Below are 20,207 nucleotides of genomic sequence, written 5' to 3' on the forward strand. Positions count from 1 at the left end.
CTTGTAAGAAAATATTTACATTTAATTTAACCTATGACCTCGGAGAATGAAAAGAGTTCCTTTATCGACACTTTACTAAAGAACAATTTCATTAGAATCATAGGGACTCTAACTGCCTTTTTAGCATCTGTTGTCGGTATCTTTCTAGCTATACCATCATTTGTTGGTAATACCCCGAAGATTGAGGTTCGATTACAGGAGAGCGAAATACTTACCCAAAAATCAAACGTAAAAGGCTTGGTAAGCCATTACACCTACAATGGAGATACTGTTTCATCACTTTGGCGGTGCAGAATTGAAGTGGCCAATACTGGAAAAAAAACAATTATTGGTCGAGGTAAACATTCTGATTTATTAGACGATAAATTAAGAATAGACTTAAACCCAAACTTTCATCTTGTTAAAGTTGAAAAGGTGCCTGGTAACAGCATACCAATCGAAGTAGATTTTCAGGAGCACGAGCTAAATTTTAAATTTGATCAATGGCTAGTTGATGAAAAAATAGAAATCATAGGATACTTTATAAATAATAAAGCTCTTTCTTCGTTTGCAATACCTGTTAATCAAAAACGATCAATAGAAAATGGAGAAATTATTGTAGTTGACAAACAAAATACAACAAAAAGTAAAGAAGTCTTCATTGATACATTTGATCCCCCTATTCCTCTCATTGCTAGATCCCTTTCAGTCATTCTCCTTTTAGCTGAATTAGCTTTTATGATATTATTTATTCTATCATCTAGTTTTAAATCGACAATTAGCTTTTGGAGATGGAAACGCATTTATTACAAATCATATATAGATATTTTAACAAAAAACCCAGAATTAATACCAAAATCCTTTGTTGAAAAATTTCCTTACAGAGATAAATTCAGCAAGGATGAAAAAGCTTTGATGATTGTTAGTTTCAATAGGGAAATTGAAAAAAAATTTAAAATACCAGTCCCCCCTTCCGTTAGTCCCGAGCATCGAAGCCTCTCATTTTTGATAAAGTCATTAATAGTATGCTTTTTTATTTTAGCTGCAATGGGTGCAACATTCTTGTGTATTATTAAATATTAGGTTGGTAATACCATATATATAAAGCTCAGCCGAGGAATCGGCTGAGCTTTATATATATGGTATTACCAACCTAACTAAACCGGCCAACGTTGCTGACGTAATCCGCCTGCACCTGAGCTAAAGAAGTTTTACCCGATACGTTTAGGTTTTCCATGTAGGTACGAAATATAGAAGCCCCGGCCATCGTACCCGCTCCTATCGTCACCTGAGTAACGTTAGGATTCGCATACGTATCACCAAACCCACCGGAATACACCTGCACACCATTTCGAAAACCATACACCGTATTGCCCTGACGGGCGATGGCCAGTTGATGGACGGCGTTCAACGAATGGGCACCTAACGAAATGGTTGCCGAGGTGGACGCACCGCCGATGTAGCCCCGTGGTGATTGTCCATCCGCACCCAGATCAATTAGATACTGCATGTTGCCCGTGGTCGTTGTCGTACCTCTACGAAGTAACGCGGTAAACGCGCTGGCTGCTACAAGCTGCTTTATCCAGATAATAGCCAGAAAGCCGGGGTTATTCAGCGTAGCCAGATTGTAATTATTACCCAGCTGTATATTACTGTTGGAACCCAGTACTAAACCGCCCGTTGTTGGCGAATACACAGCCGTGCCGTTCAGCGTCGCGTTCGGACTGGTTGTAAACAGGTTGAACAACGTAGTGCCATTCACCAGATTTGCCGCCTGTGATGGATAGCCAGCCGGGTTAGCCGCGTCGAACAAAAACAGCGACCCTTCATTCAACAGCGAATCGTTGGGGTAAAATTTAGGTAACACCGGATCGCCCGGATTGACGGTGAATACACCAGGTAATTGAATCAATAAGCCTTTTCCCATGATTATAAATTGTTAGTCGTTAAGAAATTTAGAAAGGATGAAGCCAACACAACCCCGCCTTCGTTTACTGGGTGCACCGGATCATACGTGTATTCTGTCCAGGTACCCGCTACATTGACGATAATTTGCCCAATCGTTCCGTTTGCCACTCGTATATAATAATCGTTGGAATTCCCCCCGGATGGCAAACCCGCTGCGGACTGGTAGCCCACAAAATTGAGCGTTGCAGGCGTGAAGGATTTCCCCGTGTAGTCAAAGAAATACCGATGTGGCGGTATGCCGTAGGTCATGGCTACCTGCGATTCGGCCAGGCCGGGGAACAGTGCATGAGGGACGGAACTAGTTAAGGCGGCATTCAACATGGCCTGACGCGGGCAAAACCAGCGCTTAGGGAACATCAGCGTGTACCACTGCTCAATCTGGGCAATGTGGTTGGTACCGGCCACGGCATCCTCATGAATGGCGATAACGATTCTACTCCCATTCCAGGTTGCTGTATATTGACCCAACACCGACCAGAATACATACTTTTTCTGACTGGCACCCACCAGCGGCACCAGCTCCAGCGCGGCATTCTTAATCTGCACAATGTCGGTCTGGTTATTCTGACCGTGCCAGAATACGTGAAGGTTGCCCGCAAACGGATCTGATTCCGTTCGGATCTTCTTTTTGATCATAGCCAGCACGTCACGCGATGTCCCACCACCGTAGGAGAAATACGAAGCCACCCGACCACCGGCAACCAGGCTATTGACAATCGTTGTACCGATGGTAGCAACGCCAAACATGGAATCCGAAAACAGAACGACATTATCCGTCGGTTTGCGACGTACCGACGTGCGAAACGTGGTCAGCGATAGGCTGACGGGCGTTGCGGACTTATCTTTTCGGCGCACATCCCAGCGGTTCGCGTTATCGGCTTCCAGCATGATATACGTACCGTCCGCAAATTCGCTCACCATCCCCGGCACCAGACCCCAACCGCCATCATAGATCAGGTAATCACCTTCCACGCCGGGTATTCCTTGCGCGGTGTAGCTGCCAGCAAATACGTAGATGTCGCCTTGACGAGCGGCAACCACTGGCGCAAAGGCGTTACTCGTTACCTCTCCCATGTAGAAGAACTCACCGGCCACACTGGGTACAAACTGAACGTACTTTGGCCCGGATGCACTTTGGACACCTATATAGATGAGCCGATGGCCATTCATCAGTGACAAATCAGCGTATTTGCTGTTGGCTGTAACGTTCCAGAAATCGCCTTCCTGAAAATCACCAGTGCCCGGCCCCGGCTGAACACTGAACGTTGAGGAACCCGTTTGTACGATTAAATCACCGTTTTTAAATGTCAGACCGTTGGCGGTTCTGGTTGCCGTACCCGATACGTTCGCTACGTAAAAATCACCGACCGCTCCAACCGGAAACGCGGGATACACGTTGGTAAACGCATTCCCGTAATTGCCTTTATAGGTCGAAAGCGTCAGCCCCGCTGAAGTTGGATTGAATACACCCCGGTACCGTTTGCCGTGAATGGCCAGCCCGTAACTTGGGCGAAACTGCAACGTTGTTCCCGTTGTATTGAATCCACGTAGCCCCTTGACCGGTGTACTGGGAAACCGGGCGAATCCGTACCCGGATACCTCTGTTTTCAAATCGACACTAGCCGAAACGCCCCGCCAGTAATCATCGTCGATTACCTCCGTATCGTTCGGATTGCTATCATTGAGCCGCTTGAACGACGGTTGAACGGCTACGTTGACTTTCTGCAGAAGGTCATCGCCTAACATGGATTCCCGTACGGTTTTGTCCATGAGCCGAACCCGTCCCTCAACCCAACCGTCTTTTGTGATGCCGAACGCTACGTTTTTATTCTCATCGGGAATAACCAGGTAATACCGGGAATACGTATTGTCGAACGGATCAACGGCAAATCGTGTCTGTAGATCGGCCTGTAAATCCGAATACGCAATAGGAGCCTGTGAGTAATCCCACCGGCCTTTGATTTGGCCATTCGTCAGAATTTGAAAAACCATCTGATTTTGCGCATCCAGAATGGTAAACATCTGTTCCCGCCCGTCGTTGGTGAAGTTCTTCAGCAACAAGGACAATACATCCTGTGCCAGATTGGTAAGCAGGACGTTATTGTCTCCCAGAAATTTATTTCTAACCTCTTCTGCTAAGTGGTTGACCAGTACCGAACTGCTTTTGATCGCTGCGGAATTCACCGAATTAGGCCGAATGTTTAACTCTTCGATCTGGAATCGACCATCAACCCAACCATCCCGGCGAATACCCAACACGCGCTGTTTGGCACTGTCGGTAATGACATACAGATAACCCGACGTATCGGGCAACTCCTGAAGTAATGCCGACAAATCAGAATCGAGTTCAGCCCGGCCCACGCTACCAGCGGCAACCCCACCCCCTTGCGCGAATTTGTCCCATTGCGTAGCATCAAAGGTTTCCTCTGTCTCGCCCCCGCTGGTGTTGCGTATCCAGCTGGAAGCCGGATCGCCGTAGGAAACACCGTCATTTTTATTGTAGTAGGTTTTAGCCGTCCAAGCCCCCCGCCAGTTAAAGCCGGGATTACCGACAATACCAATCGCCCAATTGTCATACGAACCAGAACCCACCGTTGACGTTACGTTGATGGTTACGGCCGTAGGAGAAACCGCCGTGATTTCTCCCTCAACGTAGCCGCTAGCTGCGGTAGCCCGTAACCGCATTCCCAGCGTCCAACCCAGATTTTTACTCGTAGCATACGCAAACGTTTTAGGGCCATTCGATACTGTAACCAGGCTGGTAGAAGTACGGGTCATATCGGCCCGGTTTGCAACCTGGTCTTTTGCGGCTTCTGCAATTTCGGCGGCATTTTCGGCCCGTTCTACGAGTTCATCAACCCCGTAGGCACCAACACCCATTAATAAGCTCATAATAAAATCGTTAAACGTGAATGTTATGGATTGATTGGTGTTAGATTGGTATCGGATATAAATTCAATCTTCCATTCCTCTTGCGGATGCGTGTCGTTGTTATTGCGTTTTCTGAGCACAAACGACGTAATATCCGACCCATCCCAGTTGGCAACGCCTGTCATGTCGATGTCATACGTTCTGAACTGGCCGTCCGCGATGACGTTGAATTCTTTATAGTACTCCGTTCCCGTGGCAAGACCAGGCTTCACCCACCTCAGCCAGAATGCTCCGTCTGAACTTGTTACCGCCATCCGAACATACACGTGCTTGACAACCCGGCCATCGATCCATTTTTCAGGCGTGGATATGTTAAAATCCTTACCCGCGTTTTCGGTGTTGGTAAGCGGTTTAACCGATATATACGTATTGATATTCTTCTCCAGCTGGTCTTTGGCCTTATGGAGAAAAAAGCCCATTCGGGACTTGCCGTTGAATACGTAGGAGAACCGACCATTCCACTGAGCCCGCAAACGCACATGGTTGTAGACGTAGTTGTCAATTTCGGCTAGGGTTCCCTGAACGAAAGCTGCATCAAAGTCATACACTCCGTCCGGGTCCAAACTCATTAAAGGCGTAGCGCCGATATAATGAGCTTTGAACGACGTTGGCGCATTCCCCGTGATGTATTCGTTATTAAAACCGCCAACGGAAAAACGTGCACCGTTAGTGATTATGGCGATATACAAATTGGGGTTTGTCCGTGATTGCATGTAAATCACGGGTTCGCTGGCAATGATTGGCGGGGCAATGATTTGTTCCTGACCGCCCCCGCCTTCATCATAGACGTATTCCTGTAGCGGGGCATTGGTGAAAGGACGGCCCGACCGGTAAAAGACCCTTTTAAAATCCGTCGTGGTGTACCAGCAAGGCGCTTCCTGTTGTCTGGGCGTTGGGTAGTTGGCAATGTAAGGATCAACCCGTTGCATTTCCCACCGGGCATGACGCCGAACAACTTTAGAATTGGTTGGATCAATGTCAATCCAACCTTTCATGCGCATCTGCCCGTAGATGTTGACCAAATCCCATTGAACGGGTCGGGTTTTGTAGTACACCAGACTACCATCCGCGTAACACACTTCGGTATCACCGTACAACGGATTTTCACCAGCGCCCCCACCCTGCACCGGATTGTTGCCAATGCTACCGGCTCCCGGTGGGTGCATTTGCGCCGTGGATTGGCCCGCTTCTTCATACGGCCCTTCTCCAAAAGCATTAACCGAACCGTTCGGGTTGGTATAGGCTGCATCCATCAACTGTCTACCCGCATCATCCTTCCCATTGCCCCAAATTGGACTATTAACGGTACTAAACAGACCACCGTTAAAGCTCATGTAGTCAATGACCGAGCCTAATTTGGTGTTGATTGCAACGCGGGTATTACCCTGAATAATAAAGGCGCGGGGGAACTGAAGCGACGAACTAGGTCGGTTAAATTCTGGCTTATCGACATACGTACTATTATCAGCAAACAGGTTGCCGTAGCCGGGTTTAGCCACATACGTTGACGAACTGCACCCGGTTACAATCAGGTTGCCCGTTGCCGTTTTCGCCGTACAACCTGATTTTCCTACGCTGACCGTATAGGCATACGTACCGTTGTTCGACTTTTGAACGGCAATGGACTGGGTTGACGCGGTTAGGCCATCGGCCCCGCTCCAGCTATACGTTACGCCCGATGAGCCGCTACCTGTTACCGTGGCGGTCAGGACTCCGTTGGTATTGCAACTAACAGACGGGGAATTGACCGATACGGCAAAATCACAATTAGCGCCCGACGTAGTTTTAAGCTGTTCGAGTTGCAGGCTGGCCAGTGCTGCCATACCCGCATCGTTGGGATGGTGCCCATCCACATCGGGTGACATATATTGCGATAGTTCGCGGATGGATGAAATGTCAACGAACTTATAGCCTTTATCTAAACAATATTGCTGAATCGCGGCATTCGACAGATTTTGTCCATCCCAAAAGCTGTTGCGAAACTGAATCGTGCAATTGCTGGTATGGGGGATCGATGCTAATAGCTTATCAAGTTGCGCTCTGAACTGGGTTTCGTTAAACGCTCCGTTGTCCAGATTTTCCGAGATGTACACCCCGATAAAATCAGCCAGATTACCCGCCCCAAATGCCGCTTCGACGTTATCCGTATAAAAGGCTTTATACAGATTATCAGGAATACCAGCCAGATAATTACCCTCGAAATATGCCCCGTCATACGTAATGTAGTGCTGTAAATTTGGGTTGGCGGTACGTAAAGCGGCCAACATTAAGTGCACAAAATCTTTGTCTTCAGCACTAGCCGCCATGCCCCAATAGTAGAGCCAGCCAATACCGGGCGCTGGTGGATGCTTGGTAATGGAATTTCCGACGAATACCGCCCGGTTGAAGGCCAGATACGTATTCGGCGGTGGATTACACCCGGAAACCGTTACGTTCGCCTGCGCAATCGCGCTACAATTACCTGAGTTTTTAGCCGTGACGGTATAGGAATACAAGCCGTTTTGTGACTGCGCAACCTGAATGGCCGCTCCTGAAGCTGTATAGGAATTTGGCCCCGTCCATTTATACGTAACACCAGTCGCTGAGGTGCCTGATACAGATGCCGTCAGCGTTGCCGCTACACCACACGTAGTGGTTGGCGAGTTAACCACAACCGACAGATCACAACAGGTTGGTTTAAAATTCGGCGGCTTGGTGCCCGCTGGAATGACGCATCCATCATCGGTGGTCAGCGTCCAAATACCGTTGTACACCGCGTTTTCAAACGCGAGTTTGCCGGTTGGCGTAGGTGCATAGTACCGGGCCGGTACGCCAACCGTAACGCTGTACGATTGGCCCCCGTAGCTGATTTCGACCCGAGGATTCGCCCGTTTCTGAGCGAATCCAGCCACGCTTATAAATAGCCCTAGAAGTAAGAGAATACGTTTCATATTATACGTTAGCTGGCGGTGTTGGGTGATTGGTGATTTTCGCTTCCCGATAATCACCGCGCCGGGTGATCTTTATATTCGTCAGGCTCTGGAATTGCATGTACCAGTCTTTGGGCTGGGTACCTGCGGGTATTTTCCAGTAGTCAAGGAATGGTGTACGGCCTACCATCCGAGCGACATACGACCCCGTAATTGGCCCCGTACCTTTATCGGCCCAAATCTTGATGTCGGTCGATTTGTCCTCATCCTGACACGGCCACCAGGCTAGGAACCACATAACAGCATCCCCCTGATACGTCCCTAAGCCACCGAGTAGAATGGGCTTTCTGGCAAAATGCTCGTCCGGGTCAGCCGGGCCGTTGAATCCCTGGTCCTTAATCCAGATACTAGGCTGAATCAGTTGCCAGGATATGTCATGAATCCAGTTGAGGTTAGCCGCCCGTTCAAACGCTTTGGCATAGATTTCCGCGCTGGCACGGGCTTTCGATCCGTAGCCCGTATCAGCACCCAGATTACTAGGCATCTGTGATTGCATCCAACCGCGCAAAAATTCCGCAAACACATACATCAGAATGCCGTAGCCCTCCACCATAAAGGGAGCCAATGGCCGTTCATTCAAAGCGGATCCGTCTGGTCGATCGATACCGGATTCCCCTTCGACATCCAATCGGAACTGCGTAACCTGGCCTTTCATACCTTCCCAACCAGCTTGCCGAGTTGTCGAAAACGGCAGATCAACGCCCCCGGCCATAAAGCGCATGTTACTACAGAACTGAGCGACGATCCCGTACAGTTTGATCATGGCCATGTAGTAATCGTCTTTATAGATGACGCACTGCTGACCCGTAATAGTCGTGTACCGATCCGGTTCATTCCGGAAAATCGGGTTGTTGTTGCTGTCGGTAATCAGTGCTCCGTTGGACTGCTTTTGCCAATAGGTTTGGCCATCCATCGTATGTTGCAGATAGCGACCTACCCCAACAGCGGCTTTCCCTGTCTTGATCAGCGTTGCCAGCGTTGAATTTTCCCCGAGCGGTGCCGTTGGCGAATTCCCACGTATGTATTCATCCAACAAGGCGTAGTGCATGTATTGCGGAATGTTCGGGTTTGGATTTGGTAGGGCATTACCCTCCCTATCGTGCGTAGCGGGTCGGTCGTGGAACCACGGCGCGTAAATCGTAAGGTTGCCAAATTCGGCCGATAACGGCGAAAACAACGTAACGCCATCGGCAGCTGCGGCATTGATACACCCCTCCGTTATCCAACCGATCATTCGATACTGCTGTTGGTGTTTGGTGTAGGCCGTGCCGGTACGTTCTTCCATGTGCTCCATATTCACGCTGAAGTGTTCTACCCCTGCCCCTTTCCAGTCGAGTTGTTTGAACATCTTCCACCATTCAGCGCCATATAGTCTGGCCGCACTCGCATCCGTAATCAGAATGTGCGGGCCTTCGTAACTGCCTGATCCGGCCTGCTGAGGGCCAGCCCAATCGAGTAGTTGTTGCTTCCGCGAATCACCAGCGGGCAATACCGCTGCGGCATTAGCGGCCAGTACGTAGAAACTACCTTCCACCATGCGTTTCAGCGATGTTGGGTAGACTTCTGTATTGGTTTTGGCCGATTCGGTGGTATGGGTGTACAGGCCAATAATCTCATTCGGCGTTGACCAGTCGAGATAGATCGTACCAGGATAACCAATCGCTTTTTTCGGGTGAACCTGTGTGAGTGGCGAGAACCGCTTAGGCAGTACCGTATTGATAGCCGACTGCGGGGTAAAACTGAAGGAATTGCCGGTTGGCCGTGGCTTGGTTTGCGAAACAGGCAATAAACGCGGTGCGGGTGTAGATACAAACTGATTGCCGGCAACGTCACTACCCGTTTTTGAGTAGGTGTAGGACGTATCGAACCCATCTCCTGATACGGGTTCCTCTTCATCGAAATCAGCCGGATCAGCCCGCACGACAATATCCTCATCCGCATTGCGAACAACGATAAAGCTGAAGCCCGACACCACCGATTGTCCCGCTGAATCCGTCGCTTTTACCTCAACCGGGTAGGTACCGCTACCCACTGAAGCCGCTAGGGTAAACACCAGATACGTTGGGTCATACGTAATGCCTGCGGGCAACGCTCCCCCATTCGCGCCGGTTACGGTGATGGTTAGACTATCGCCGGGATCGCTGAACATGCTAGCCGAAATACCAAACGTCTGTTGCCCGTTGCCGGAAATCGTCTGATTTTGAACCGGTGCAACAACCGTTGGCGGGTTATTGACCGCTGACCGGTTTAGACTCAGCGTAAAGTCCGCATTGACCGACTGACCAGCGGTATCGGTTGCTGTAACTCGTAGCTGGAAAACACCCGTGGCAACGGCGGCTGCAATCACAAATAACAGCGCATCATCCGTGATTGAGTACGTAAAGCCATCGGGTAGCCCCTGCCCATCCTGACGGGATGCAACAAACGTCAGCTCATCGGTATCCTGAAACGTATTGGTAGCGATGCTGAAGGTTTTTTGCCCATTGCCTGCGAGTGATAGATTCGCAATCGGATTGGCCACAATCGGAGCCGGGTTGAGCGTCGGCCAGTTGACCATGACCTGAAACACCCCGCCGACCGATTGCCCCGCCGAATCCGTCACTCTGACCGTTACCGAGAACGATCCGTTTTCGACAACATCTTTATCCAGATACAGTATTCTACCCCCACCGCTAAAAGTAACGCCGGTTGGCAAATTGGAAATCACGTCGAAATTCAGTGTATCGCCTGGATCATTGAAAATGCTGCTGGGTATCTGATATTGATTGTTGTCCCGGCTGGTCGTTGAAAAATTGGGGATCGCGCCATTGACAGTTGGTGCCGGATTGACAGGCGGAATAACAAACGGCGGTGTTGAGGTGCCGTAATTGTTATCATATTGTGATTTTCCATACCAGTAGCCGTTGGAGTAGATCAATGTCAATACACAACCGCCCGGCAAGGCATAACTGTTATTCCCGCGAATAATATTAATAAGGATCAACCCGCTGGTTGTATCATTTGAGTTGATAATCGCAATTTCCTTACCCGGCCCGATGGGTTGGCTAGGCGTTGCAAACCGAATACCAGCACTGGAACCTTGCGGAAAAATCTCTATAACATCGTAATTACTGGGATCGATAATAATCGTTAGATCGGTCAACGTTTGACCGAAATACCGACGTCCATTAAGTAAAGCTTCACCGAGTAAAGCCGTGCCTTTTTGGGCGTAAATCGCGTAGTTATTCCCCCCGTTGGCCGCTTCAAAGACGGCTGCATAGTTGGGAAAAAGCATATCGGGTTCATTGGCCACGAACATCGCGGCCCCTTTGCCCCCGAACGATGCGGGAAAGACTTGTGCCCCGATCCGCGCTTCGGTTCGCATGGGATTCGTAGACGTGCGCGTAATGATGTACGCCAATCCATCTTCATTGAGAATCCCACTGTTTGAAATCTGCCACGCTCCGATTTTGCCCGCCGTGGCAATCATGGAACCATCAGCTAGTACCCGAAAGGGAGCGGTATTCCTGTTTGCGTAAGGGGAACCCGCCCAAAAACGCACCTTTCCATCAGCCGTGGCATTGCTTCCCGAAATACCGGCCTGACCAACATTATTTTCGTTCATCAGTTCGATCCGCTTACGGGCGAACATTTCCCCGGATTGCAGCACCCTAAACGGTGCAACGGCCCGGTTGGTGTAACTAGCCCCGGCCCAAAAACGTACACTGGCATCTGAGGTACCTTCACCCGAAATACCAGCGCGTACCGTACCACCGGCACCGGCTAACATGATCATGCCGGACGTAATGATACCTCCGTCGATGGTCGTTTGGGTAAGCTCCGAAATGGGCCGTTTGATACCGTCCGTGGCTATGAAGGTGATTTTACCCCCCATTTCGCCTAAATCCAGATCGAAATACGTTAGACCGTCGAACGACTGAATACGACCCGTTTTAATGAATCGCCCGTTGATCGACGTAGCGCCATACGTCAGGGAAACCCATCGAACGTTTGTCGTTGCGTCTTTGGCGTGTAAAACACCGACGAGAAAATGATAATACCACCCATCCTGATTGGGCTTTATCTGATCGGTCGAGAATAGCAGGCTGGCATCCGTATAATTCGACTTGTTACACTTCGCGTAGATATAGCGGGCTGAATCATCCGTAATGGTGATCGTTTGCCCGGTGATCTGCCATGTACGAATTGTTTCCTCAACCGTATAGTGCGTCAGACTACCTGAATTGCCCTTTACGACGTTGGGCTGCCCTTCAAAGTTGGGTTCGATCACACAGTTAAGAATGAACTGTTGTGATTTGGCCCCAACGACAATCATACTCGTTTCGATGGATTCCGGGCGAATGTTACCCGCATCGAAAAAATCGTCGGTATCGAATACCATACTAAGCAACTCCTGCGTAGTACGCCACCCCTGACGGGCGCGGTTGGCATCGGTCAGCTGGTTGATCTTGATGAGGGTATTCGTTGCTTTCTGATCGGCTAGAAGTTGTTCGATCCGTGTTACCTGGTAGGTATCGGCAATCTCCAGCTGATATTGATTCGGGAAAATTAGATTCCGGGAAAACCCAATAACCCGGCTGGCACCGTCCACCGACAGACTATCATCTTTGACGTGCACGTAGTCACCGAGTTCAAAATGGTTTACCGTGCTACCCGTACCCGATTGGGCGTTGAGAAACTGTTCGTCAATCGTTAGATCGTACTGAACCGATGGCGTAGAATGCTGACCTAAAAACGACAGGGCTTTGGCGTTCAATAGTTGTTCCGCTGCCTGTACATAGCTGTCAGGCATGATTACATCAATCAGTACATACGTATCTCCAGCTGACGGTTGAAAGGCCGCACTCGTGGCACTGGGAAACGCCATACCCCGCTCGTCACTCGTGCCAACCAGCGTAAAGGTTTTACTCGCATGGTCATACGTATTGATTTCAAACTCATACCCCGCCAGATTGCCCGATTGAAAATGCAATTTGGGCGAAACACCCGGCATTAAATACCGGTACTGTTTGACCTCTTTTCCGTTGACGGTTTGGGCTGGTCCTGATTCTTCCAGTAGATTGAAATCCATTGTGGCATCAGTCACCGTAAACGTTTTTACACCGTCCGTTACGATACCAACCCCGCTGAGTTTTCCCGTGCGTTTAGGGAATATCTCATCCCAGACAACTGTACCTTCAATTAGGCCAAAGGCTAGTTGTACCTGGGCGTTATCCAGATATGACAGGCCATCGTCCAACCGCAACCGGGATGAATAATTCCGGTAGTTCTGCGGGATATTCTGGCTGCCACCGTAGGCATACAGCCGGGTTATAAAGCCTTCATCGTTGGGTGTTTGGCGGCTGATGGCATACAAGCCCCTACCACGGCCATACTCAAACGTGTGGCCTAGTAGTTCACCCTGTTTGCCAAAGTGAATGGTATGAACGCCGGATGAACTGCGAGTGATGGTAAATTCTGTTTCGAACTCCGTACACAGCCGTTGCAGGACGGCCAGACAGTTTTCACCATCAAACGAAAGATTCAGTGTAGGTGTACCGGTCGGTACATTACCCAGTAGCCAGTTCCCCGCGCCTAACGCCCGGCTGACATTGGTAAGCAGTACGTTAGCAAACAAATCCAGAGTACCCGTGAGCGTAAATTCTGGTCCGGTCGCAAAACCTGTAGCGTCCTGATTCAAGTATAACGCCCGCATAAGGCTATACTGCGGGCCTTCAAACGTCAGATCGTAGCGAAACCCCCGGTCACTTTCCTTCGCGGCTTTGGGTAGCCGGTTGAGCGTGTAGACCGTGCCAAAAGCTAGTATGTTATCGCCTATCTCAAAAGCAATCGATTCCACGCACTGAACCGTTACGTTTAATACGTCTTCACCCAGTAGTTTTCTACTCTGGGTAGCGGCCATTACCGTAGTCAGCGGAACGCGCCGAAACAGCGGTATAGGTTGTTTTCCGGGCCTGTTTACTATAATTTGTTCCATAACAGGGCCGCGTTAGATGAAAAATCAGTAATGTCTTCAATGACACCGGTAATGATGATCTCATGAGGACCGGGTGTTTGATACGTGTGCTCAACAGAAACCCCCGTACCGAACACGTTATACGTATGGGTACCATCCCCCCAGTGAATCGCTACCATTTTTGATGTGGTCAGAGTGATATACGCCAGACCCGCCCCAAAGCTGAGCACCCGTTTGATTGGTTCGGGTTCGATGAGCGTTAGTTGGAACGTGCCGACCATATCTCCATCACGCCAGCGTTTTTTAAGGTTGATCGAGCTATTTAGATACACCTCGAATACGTGCGGCTTTTGGGAATACGCATTGAGTTTGAGCCGCTGGGTATTTCGCTGTTGAAACTGACCGATAAACAGCGCGACTTTTTCTATGAAATCGTCGGCGCTACTGGCTTTCAGAAAGCAGTCGAGCGAAATCGTTCGTGGCTGGTAACGCGGGGTTGACAGATCGACAATTTTTCCGTGGTAATCCGGCCATTCGTACTCAATTGGGTCTTTTAGTAGCAGGTTGTCCAACAAGCCATCTGAAGCCGATACGTAGACACCGAATGTTTTAAAATCAGTGCCATTGATTGAATAGCGTATATCCATTGTGGGTGTTGGCGTTGGGATCGCGGGTTTAACTAAACTGTAGTCTACGCCCGATAGGAGCGTAATATCTTCGAGTGTCATGTAGCCGGATTTGGCCGGGCTATCATTGACCACACAAAAGCCGGTCGGCTTGCCCCAACCGTCCGGCATGGATTCGCTGGAACGTAGGACTGAGTTGAGGTACACACTGATTTTGTCTGTGTGCTGTAGAATGACGATGTAACTCCAGCGGGTCAGCGGGCTTGCCAGATTGAGGTAAAGCCACCGATTCAGCCCCGAAAATTTATAGAGTACCCAACTGTTTGTCGGGTTTCCATCCACCTTTACCCAGAACGCCAGCGAGTACGTTGAATCCAGTGGGAATGGCTGTTCTAAGGCTTCCGCCTTTCCCACCTGTGGAAAATGCAACGCGGGCTCATCGATACGACCGGCTGTATATTCCCCCCCGGCAACATCGAGTGTTACCGGCGCTTCTCCGAAATTTTCAACCGTTCCATTCAGCGGAAGTCTTACGAGTGTTCCCATATTACATGCCTTTAGCTCTGATTGGATCGGACTGTAGTACATCGAGCTTGGCATCAATTGATTCCAGATGTCGCATATAGGCGCTGTTACTGGCAATGATGCTGAGGTGGATCAACTGCTGACGAACCAGCCCGTTTGTATCTGCCTGGGTAATACGGATCGCGTTAATCTGACCAGCGAGAATACTAGCCGTTTCCTCCGAAACGCCCTTTATAGCTCCCTGTACTGAATTTGGATTCGTTTGCTTATCGGCGGTATTCTTGGCAAATACATTCAGGCCGTAGTTTTGCGCCGTCGCATTGGCCTGTTCTAAACCGGCGTTAAACAGTTTGGTTAGTTCTTCCGCCTGACCGAAAAAACGCCCGAAATCGTCCGTCCAGCTACCATCCCCACCCGGCCCAAACGATGCTTCCATCTCTTTCTGAAGCTGGTCGAACTGTTTGGAAAACACCTGGTTGAAAATGATTTGGGAAAGTATGTTTTCCAGTACGTCACTGACTGAATCGCCAAAGGCTTGTGCACTGTCGGTGCCGTCTTTAAACGCATTGACCAGGTTGTCACGTAGCGCGTTACCCAGATTACCCGCGAGTTCCGACACGATGGAACGGATCTGTTCTTTCGTTTCCTTTACCTGATTGGCCCAATTGATGGTATCCTGTAGGATGAGTTTGGTATTTTCATCCACCAGATTCTGATTAACGAGTGTTTCAGCCAGTGCCACATTCAACTCGTCAACTCCGTCGGCTCCTTTTTTTATTAATTCGGGGTATTCCGTAAGCAGACGAGAAAACTCATCTTCTTTCTTTTTTCCGCCGAAAATGCCCGCAATGGCCCCAACGACAGCCCCAACCGCCGTACCGATAACCGGCACGATAGCCGAACCAATAGCGGCCCCCATTGCAGCCCCGGAACCGACATTGCCCCAATCAATCGCGTTACGCTGGCCGGATTTAACCTGTCCGTCCTGCAATTTCTTCAGGGCTTTTTGGTAGCTCTCATTGGCTGAGCTCAGCTGGGCAATGCTATCTTTTAACCGACCTTCGTAATTTTTAACGAATACATTTTCTTCCAGCTGGGATTGTAAGCCGATCTGCTCATTAAGCGCCAGATTATAAGCGTTCTGCTGGGCAATCATGGAGCGGTAGTATTCCTCTTCTGCCTGTTTCCGCTCATTGGCCGATGAGGTCAGCATAGTTACAATGCCAATGAGCCCCTGTACACCAGCCGCTATTTTATCCGTTTTACTCGCTGTTTCGTCAAAGGCAACCGTTACCAGATTAGCCCCTTGCGCTACGGCTGCCAACAACCGGCCGGTGTTCCCCAGATTGCCGTTAACACTGGAAAGCGCGTTACCCAGATCACCAGCCAGCCCCGCGAACGTTTTGATACTACCCAGCGTGTCCGTGTTCAGCGAGTCATTTGCATCCTGCAATTCTTTTTGTTTCTGCTGGTAGGTGATCGTTTTACGCGTCGCTTCATCGGCAGAATCCAGATACTCTTTCAGCTGAGCAATCCGGGCTTTGAGTCCATCACGGCCCCGTAACAGAATGACCGTATCGAGTTTTTTAAACTCGTCCGACATTTGAGCGGCTTGTTCAGAAATTTGCCGAACCTCATCCTGCTCCCCTTTATTGATCGCTTTGAGCGCATTCTGGTACGCTTCACTGCGTTTGTCCTGATACTGTTTATCCAGCTCAGCCCGTAAATCAGCGTAGCGTTTGGTTATGGCGAGTCGCTGTTGTTCGGTATTGGTCGTTGAAGCCAGATAATCACGTAATTGCGTCTGACGATCACTTTCAGCCGCCCGGATTTGCTCAGCAACAGCAAGGCGCTGTTGAATGGCCAGACTCGAATTATCGTTTGGATCAAGTAACGCCTGCTTTTTACTAAGTACGTCCAGATAGTCCGACAGGCTTTGAGCGTCCCGGCCTGCCTGTTGCAGCTGGTCGGTAAACACCTCAATAGCCGCTTTTTTGCCCGTCGCTTCGTTGCGTTGATCCAGCAAACTAGACAGGTTGCCCGCTTCCTTGTCGGTCAACCCAACGTTTTCCCGCTGTGATTCCAGGTCAGCAATTTGCCGGTTGAGGTAATCTACGTAGGATTGCCCGGATTTAATCAAATCGTTAAACTGAGCATCAGCGGTCTGTTTGCCGTACTCCAACAGGTATTTGTTATACAGCTCGTATTTCGTGCGTTTTTCCTCCAATTCCTCATCGAAGGTTTTAACCGAAATTGCTTTCCGAGCTTCTTCCGCTTTGCGCTGGGCATCCAATAAGATTGCCTGTTGTTGGCTAATTTTCCCCCTGTCGGTTTTGGGCGTTTTTTCCAGCACTTCTTGTGCTTTTTGCGCGATGGTTTCCCAATACGAAACCGAACCATACGGCCCAATTTTATCCGCATCCTTCGCGGCTTTTTTCTCCGATGCGGTCAGTTCACCCGTCAATCGACGACGCGCTTTTTCGGCGGCATCGATTTGAGATTGGTACCGGTTGTATTCCGCCCGGTTGGTTGCCGTTTGTGCCTGTTGCTCCTTTAGCTTTTTAATCTGGGCATCGTAGTATTCGACCGTTTTGGCAACCGGCGCTTGTCCTTTATTTTCGGCTGCGGTGAGGGCTTCCCGTTGTTTAGCCAGATCCTTTAGCTGGTCCTCAACCTGTTTGTAGGCGGGTGACAACTTATCCTTAATCGCACTTTGAACAAGTTCCAGGCGTTGAATCTCAGCATTGACAGCATCCTTACTACCACCGGTATAGATTGTGGATATGGTCTGATTTATGTCATTGACAACCTTTTCAGTTTGCTTTTTGACCTCAACAGCTTTTTCCAGCTGAATCTTTGCGGCTTCCGATTCGGACAAGGCCGTCAACGGGCCATTCCGATCACCCATACCGATGACCATCCGAAAATTCTTTCCGGATTGTTTAACGAGATCGTCCTGCGCTTCTTTGAGTTTTTTGGCGGCTTCGGTATCCTGCTCCAGTGCGGATTTCAGCGATGATTGCGCCGTTTCCAGCCGTATTTTCTTTTCGAGTGAAGCCAGATATAAATTAACTTCTTTGGTCAGATCAGCCGTTTTAGCCGCCTGAAAATCCAGACCGCGAACGATGTCCGGGGCAATACTCTTCAGTTTTTCATACGCCCGTAACCGTTCGGATTCCGCTACATTCTGGTTTTTAATAATGCCAACCAGCGTTTTAACCTCTGAGCCCTGTTGCTTATACTGAACGGAAATATCTTTACCCGCATCGGCTAGTAACTCCTGGGCGCTTTTTACCTGCTGAACCTCTTCCCGTAAAACAAAATACGCTGTCACCAGTGCGGCAATGGCCGTCGCTACGATCACATACGGATTGGCTAACATGGTAGCGTTCAACTCCATTTGCGCCCGCTGCAACAGCTTGGAAACCACAATTTGGCGGGCCTGTTGGGTCGTGAGTACTTCGCCGGAAGCGGCTGCTAGTGTTTGTTCCAGGGCAATGCTTTGCAGCATAAACAAATGTGCCCGTTGAGCGGCACTCACTAGCAGAATCGCGGCTTTATACGTACCATACGTGGCCGCTGCTATCTTCAGTATGTCAATAACGTCCTGATAGTGCTCAACTACGTCTGTAGCAGTTGTTAGCAGATCGGCGGCAACATCCTGATTCTTTTTGCCGATCTCGTTCAACATCACATCCCACGCATCGCTCAGCCGCTCTTTCAAACCTAGTAGTGACTTACTTTGCGCATCCATCAACCCGGCAAACATGCCCCCGGATGAGGTCATGTTGCGAAATGCCTGTTCAACCTCTTTAAAGCCAACTTTGCCAGCCTCAACAAAGTCGTTTACCTGATCGACGTTGACTTTCAAAACGTCGGCCAACGCCTGATAAATGGGAATACCCCGGCCCGCGAATTGCCGGATGTCCACGGCGTAAGCCCGTCCCTGAGTACGTAGCGTACCGTATAGGTAAATCAGTTCATTAATCGGCGCGGAAACACCAGCGGCAACATCACCCAGCATTCGGAGTTCACCCACTACGTTTTTAGCCGATGATCCGTAGGCCAACAGTTGTTTGGCTCCACTAGCAATATCCTTCAGACCGAACGGGGTTGATGCGGCTGTTTCAACCAGGCTGGTAAGCAACGTGTCTGCCTTGCTTTTGCTGGCCAGCATCGTAGAAAATGCAATTTCTAACTGCTGGAATTCGCCCCGAACCTTCAGGATTTGAGCAGGCAACTGAGCCAGTGCCGTAAACGAGAAATACCCAGCTGCTAACTGACCCAGCCGGGCAAATTGGGTATCGAGCTTATTGGTTTCCCTGGTCGCTGTATTGGTCACACCCAGAATACGACGCTCCATGTAATCAATCTGGCTCCGGAAATTAATGTCCCGGATCAGCGTATCGAAATGTAATGGCCCTGACGTATCCATGTGAAATACTTCTATTTTAAGTACTTTAGGTTTATGAAAAACGGGGCAATCCGTCGAAACTCATGCCGGATTTTCGCATAAACGCTTCTACGTTTTCCGATGTAGCTGGTAGCGGCTTTTCCTCATCGGATTTAGATTTGGATGCCGATTTATAACCCGGCGCATCGATCATCATCCGTTGTACAATCGTGTAGCGAATCCCCCAGTGTAGGTACTGCCAGCTCCAGCCGTAATGGGCGCAAATCGCCCCACGCGAACCAAACGGACTTTTTAACCCTGTTGCCACTCCTTCAGAAACGCTTCTGCTTCCTGATTTTTTGGTTCCTCTATCAGTATCGGATTCGTCGTCCGTTTGTCCACCGACAGGAATCTGATAGAGTTGGTAAAAGCCCCCATGTTGGTCAGGGTATTGATCAACATGACCAAATCAAACAGTTTACCCGGTGTTAGGTGCCAGCTGAAGTAATTGGCAAGTAACCCGGCAAACAGCTTGATTTTCCACTGGGAGTTGAGCACGGCAATGGCGATTACCCGCCCGCATCGTTTCGCGTTGTGTTCAATCAGTCGTTTCGACTCGCCAACCGGATCGGCCTTTAGCCGCTCTTCCGAAAAGGCCATGTTGATGTACTCCTGAGATAGATAATCGAGCGTACCTAAGTAGGGTTGATACACTTTGAACACCCGCTGTTTTTTACCGAAAAACCGGAGCAGGCTTTTCTTATCGACGGTAAAATCCATCCCGCGTTCTAACAGCGTATCGATCTGCTGTTTTTCGGCCAAAACCTCATCGAAACTGTTAGTTGAGGTGTTTTCCATGA

Annotated in this window: 9 protein-coding genes; 1 reads left to right on the forward strand and 8 read right to left on the reverse strand. The window is 49.5% G+C overall.

Annotation, left to right across the window (positions count from 1 at the left end; all coding sequences use genetic code 11):
• The first annotated feature begins 33 nt into the window (after positions 1-33).
• Complete coding sequence (locus GK108_RS19955) at positions 34-1,062, forward strand: hypothetical protein (RefSeq protein ID WP_163952368.1); 1,029 nt, start codon at positions 34-36, stop codon at positions 1,060-1,062.
• Positions 1,063-1,132: 70 nt separating this feature from the next.
• Here the strand turns inward: GK108_RS19955 and GK108_RS19960 are convergent, their stop codons facing one another.
• Genes GK108_RS19960 through GK108_RS19995 form a run of 8 tightly spaced genes read right to left on the reverse strand, consistent with a single transcriptional unit; the run spans position 1,133 to position 20,205 of the window.
• Complete coding sequence (locus tag GK108_RS19960) at positions 1,133-1,906, reverse strand: hypothetical protein (protein ID WP_163952370.1); 774 nt, start codon at positions 1,904-1,906, stop codon at positions 1,133-1,135.
• Between the two features lie 2 nt (positions 1,907-1,908).
• On the reverse strand, positions 1,909-4,839 hold the full coding sequence (locus GK108_RS19965) for a hypothetical protein (RefSeq protein WP_163952372.1): 2,931 nt from the start codon (positions 4,837-4,839) through the stop codon (positions 1,909-1,911).
• A gap of 23 nt (positions 4,840-4,862) precedes the next feature.
• Positions 4,863-7,808 (reverse strand): hypothetical protein, encoded by a 2,946-nt coding sequence (locus tag GK108_RS19970; protein ID WP_163952374.1) that lies wholly within the window; start codon positions 7,806-7,808, stop codon positions 4,863-4,865.
• Position 7,809: 1 nt separating this feature from the next.
• On the reverse strand, positions 7,810-13,824 hold the full coding sequence (locus GK108_RS19975) for a putative Ig domain-containing protein (protein ID WP_163952376.1): 6,015 nt from the start codon (positions 13,822-13,824) through the stop codon (positions 7,810-7,812).
• Positions 13,809-14,975, reverse strand: a complete 1,167-nt coding sequence (locus tag GK108_RS19980; protein ID WP_163952378.1) for a phage tail family protein — start codon at positions 14,973-14,975, stop codon at positions 13,809-13,811. Before GK108_RS19980 ends, GK108_RS19975 begins: the two co-directional genes overlap by 16 nt.
• 1 nt (position 14,976) lies before the next feature.
• On the reverse strand, positions 14,977-19,389 hold the full coding sequence (locus tag GK108_RS19985; protein ID WP_163952379.1) for a tape measure protein: 4,413 nt from the start codon (positions 19,387-19,389) through the stop codon (positions 14,977-14,979).
• Positions 19,390-19,420: 31 nt separating this feature from the next.
• Complete coding sequence (locus tag GK108_RS19990; RefSeq protein ID WP_163952381.1) at positions 19,421-19,675, reverse strand: hypothetical protein; 255 nt, start codon at positions 19,673-19,675, stop codon at positions 19,421-19,423.
• Complete coding sequence (locus tag GK108_RS19995) at positions 19,660-20,205, reverse strand: hypothetical protein (RefSeq protein WP_163952383.1); 546 nt, start codon at positions 20,203-20,205, stop codon at positions 19,660-19,662. Before GK108_RS19995 ends, GK108_RS19990 begins: the two co-directional genes overlap by 16 nt.
• Positions 20,206-20,207: the final 2 nt, after the last annotated feature.

Source organism: Spirosoma terrae, from assembly GCF_010435915.1.
Taxonomy (GTDB): domain Bacteria; phylum Bacteroidota; class Bacteroidia; order Cytophagales; family Spirosomataceae; genus Spirosoma; species Spirosoma terrae.

Bases quoted from the DNA above. Each gene is read 5' to 3' on its own strand.
- GK108_RS19955 (WP_163952368.1), top strand. From the start codon at position 34: ATGACCTCGGAGAATGAAAAGAGTTCCTTTATCGACACTTTACTAAAG.
- GK108_RS19960 (WP_163952370.1), bottom strand. From the start codon at position 1,906: ATGGGAAAAGGCTTATTGATTCAATTACCTGGTGTATTCACCGTCAAT.
- GK108_RS19965 (WP_163952372.1), bottom strand. From the start codon at position 4,839: ATGAGCTTATTAATGGGTGTTGGTGCCTACGGGGTTGATGAACTCGTA.
- GK108_RS19970 (WP_163952374.1), bottom strand. From the start codon at position 7,808: ATGAAACGTATTCTCTTACTTCTAGGGCTATTTATAAGCGTGGCTGGA.
- GK108_RS19975 (WP_163952376.1), bottom strand. From the start codon at position 13,824: ATGGAACAAATTATAGTAAACAGGCCCGGAAAACAACCTATACCGCTG.
- GK108_RS19980 (WP_163952378.1), bottom strand. From the start codon at position 14,975: ATGGGAACACTCGTAAGACTTCCGCTGAATGGAACGGTTGAAAATTTC.
- GK108_RS19985 (WP_163952379.1), bottom strand. From the start codon at position 19,389: ATGGATACGTCAGGGCCATTACATTTCGATACGCTGATCCGGGACATT.
- GK108_RS19995 (WP_163952383.1), bottom strand. From the start codon at position 20,205: ATGGAAAACACCTCAACTAACAGTTTCGATGAGGTTTTGGCCGAAAAA.